General features: G+C 71.5%; 3 protein-coding genes. 1 reads left to right on the top strand and 2 read right to left on the bottom strand.

Features of this window, described 5'->3' with window-relative positions; translation table 11 throughout:
• Window positions 1-87 precede the first annotated feature (87 nt).
• Together cofD and H5J30_RS25690 are read right to left on the bottom strand one after the other, a co-directional pair.
• The gene (gene cofD, locus H5J30_RS25695; protein ID WP_181789726.1) at window positions 88-1,044 is read right to left on the bottom strand and encodes a 2-phospho-L-lactate transferase; all 957 of its coding nucleotides are present in this window, start codon (window positions 1,042-1,044) and stop codon (window positions 88-90) included.
• 24 nt (window positions 1,045-1,068) lie between these two features.
• A complete protein-coding gene (locus H5J30_RS25690; RefSeq protein WP_181789725.1) occupies window positions 1,069-1,590 on the bottom strand; it encodes a cysteine dioxygenase in 522 nt (173 codons plus the stop codon).
• Window positions 1,591-2,222: 632 nt separating this feature from the next.
• Between H5J30_RS25690 and H5J30_RS25685 the strand changes: the two genes are divergently transcribed.
• Window positions 2,223-2,486, top strand: a complete 264-nt coding sequence (locus H5J30_RS25685; RefSeq protein WP_018840771.1) for a WhiB family transcriptional regulator — start codon at window positions 2,223-2,225, stop codon at window positions 2,484-2,486.
• Window positions 2,487-2,777: the final 291 nt, after the last annotated feature.

Here is a 2,777-nt window from a genome sequence, read left to right as displayed (position 1 = left end):
CGCCGTCCGCTGCCGCGGTGGCCGTGCCGGCTTCCGTGCTTGTGCCGGTGCCGGTGCCGGTGCCGGTGTCCGTACCCGCGTCCGCCGTCATGCCCGTACCTCCTGAGCCAGCTCCAGCGCCGCCGCGGCCATCCGCGCCGTCGCGTCCGTGTCCCGCATCATCAGCGGCACCGCCCGGCAGCGGATCCCGGCGGCCTCCACGGCCGGCACCGCCGCGGCGTCCACCTCGTCGACGAGCCAGCCGTCGATGAGCCCGGAGCCGTAGTGCAGCGCGACCGCATCGGCGCTCGACTCGACTCCGACCGCGGCCAGCACCTTGTCCGCCATGCCGCGCACCGGGGCGCCGCCCACGATGGGGGACAGGCCCACGACGGGCACGTCCGCGTCGGCGATGGCCTCGCGGACGCCCGGTACGGCGAGGATCGTGCCGATGCTGACGACGGGGTTGGACGGCGGGAAGAGGACGACGTCGGCCTCGGCGATGGCCTCCAGTACGCCGGGCGCGGGCTTGGCCTGCTCGGCGCCGACGGGCACCACGGCGAGCGCGGGCACGGAGGCGCGCAGCCGCACCCAGTACTCCTGGAAGTGGACGGCCTTACGCTCGCCGTCCACCTCGACGGCGACGTGCGTCTCGACCCGGTCGTCGGTCATCGGCAGCAGCCGCACGCCCGGCCGCCAGCGGTCGCACAGCGCCTCGGTGACGGCGCTGAGCGGGAAGCCGGCGCCGAGCATCTGGGTGCGCACGATGTGGGTGGCGAAGTCGCGGTCGCCGAGCCCGAACCAGCCGGGGCCGACGCCGTACGCGGCCAGCTCCTCCTTGACGGCGAACGTCTCGCCGGCGCGGCCCCAGCCCTGTTCCTCGTGGATGCCGCCGCCGAGCGTGTACATCACGGTGTCGAGGTCGGGACAGACCTTGAGGCCGAACAGGTGGATGTCGTCGCCGGTGTTGCCGACGACGGTGACGTCGGCGTCCGGCTCTGCCTGCTTCAGGCCGCGAAGGAACCGGGCGCCGCCGATCCCGCCGGCCAGTACAACGATGCGCATGGCGCCCAGTCTTGCAGGCCGGGCTCAGCGGTGGGCGGGCTCGGGTGTCCGGTGGGCGGCGCAGCAGGCGACTGCTGTCCGGGAGGGACGGTCCTCGTGCATCGGCATCTCGGTGAGGGCGGGGAAGTAGACGTGCAGGCTGACGGCGGGTGTCAGCGCGTCGTTGACGACTTCGTGGACGTACCCCGGCGCGAAGACCCGCTGCGCGCCGGGCGTGAGGGTGCGCGGGGTGTGGTTCGCGCGCTCCGTCAACTCCCCTTCCAGCACGGTGAGTACGCCGGAGGACGGGCCGTGGCCGTGCGCCCCGCTGCGCTGTCCCGGCAGCCAGCTCAGCAGCCACACCTCGTAGCCGGGGCCGGTGCGCAGCCGGTGGTACCAGCGGGTGACGGGGTCGTAGTCGACGAGCGGCGCCCAGGCGTCCCGGTCGGCGGCGAGCGCGCGGGCGAGGCCGGCGAAGTCGGCGACGGTGGCGGGGTGGGCGGGCGCGGGCGGGAGCAGGTGGGGGAAGGCGAGCGGGTCGCCGCCGATCTGGATGTCACTGAGCATGGGGCTCGGGAGTCCTTGGCGTGTGTGGTGCGCGAGGAGTGTGGGGGTGGAGCGGGAGGAGAGGGGTGGCCTGCGGGGGCAGGCAGCAGGAAGCGGAGCTGGAGCCTCAGCGGCTACAACAGCTCGGACACTCCTCGCTCGGCCGGTACGGCCACGGGCCCGACATACGCATCAGCAGAGCGGATCCGGACGGTGGTTGTCAACTGGATGTCCGGGTTTCCCGCAAGGATTCACACCTTCCGGTTGCCGGGCGTGGCGAAAGGTTTATTCACCCCGTTGTACGGAGAGACGGCGACCAACCGCAGGGCGACCATCGGGGCCGGGGTGCCGTTGTGCATCCGTGACGCGACTGTGATCTTCTTCGCTTTGCCGGGCGGGCCGCAACGACGCCGTAGCCCCGATCGTCTCCCTCGGTAGGGCGGCCTACCGGGATCGCGGTCTATCGGACTGTCATGGTCTTGGCCGATATGAACACTATTCACGAGGGCTTGGTGCCGCAGGGTGAATAAGAGGTCCAATAGCAGATCCCGGCTTGACTGTGCCAGATCGGCGTACCTGTAATTTCACACGTGTCCGTTCAGGCGATTCAGTAACGGCAACATCACGGGGAAGCAAAGGCGAGGGGCGCGCAGATGACCGAGCTGTTCCAGCAGGTGCTGGTCGAGGAGGCGGACGAGGAGCTCGGGTGGCAGGAGCGCGCCTTGTGCGCCCAGACCGATCCCGAGTCCTTCTTCCCGGAGAAGGGCGGATCCACGCGCGAGGCCAAGAAGGTCTGCCTCGCCTGCGAAGTCCGGTCCGAGTGCCTGGAGTACGCCCTCGCCAACGACGAGCGCTTCGGCATCTGGGGCGGCCTGTCCGAGCGCGAGCGGCGCCGCCTGAAGAAAGCCGCGCTGTAGCCGGTGCCGGAACCGGTGCTGCGGGCCGGTGGCGGCACGATCCCGGCGCGGTGAGCCCGGCGCGGAGTAATCGCGCGGGCGTGCGCCCGGCGCCCGTACGGCGTACGTGACCTCGGCGGAACCCCGCGGCGACCGGGGGATCGTCCCGCAAGTCGCCGTGTGACGGAGGGACCCTCTAGTGTGGGGCACCGTCCACGACAGCCGCCACATTCCCGGGAGGTGACCCGGACTCCACCAGGGGTCCGCACCTCGATGTCCGAGCACAGCAACGCTGACTACGCGGCCGGCTAT

This window comes from Streptomyces phytophilus (assembly GCF_013870535.1).
GTDB lineage: Bacteria > Actinomycetota > Actinomycetes > Streptomycetales > Streptomycetaceae > Streptomyces > Streptomyces phytophilus.
The sequence above is the reverse complement of the archived record's forward strand: the minus strand, read 5'-3'. Positions and strand labels throughout refer to the sequence as shown.

Excerpts from the sequence above, each read along its gene's own strand:
- cofD (WP_181789726.1), bottom strand. The coding sequence starts at position 1,044 with ATGCGCATCGTTGTACTGGCCGGCGGGATCGGCGGCGCCCGGTTCCTT.
- H5J30_RS25690 (WP_181789725.1), bottom strand. The coding sequence starts at position 1,590 with ATGCTCAGTGACATCCAGATCGGCGGCGACCCGCTCGCCTTCCCCCAC.
- H5J30_RS25685 (WP_018840771.1), top strand. The coding sequence starts at position 2,223 with ATGACCGAGCTGTTCCAGCAGGTGCTGGTCGAGGAGGCGGACGAGGAG.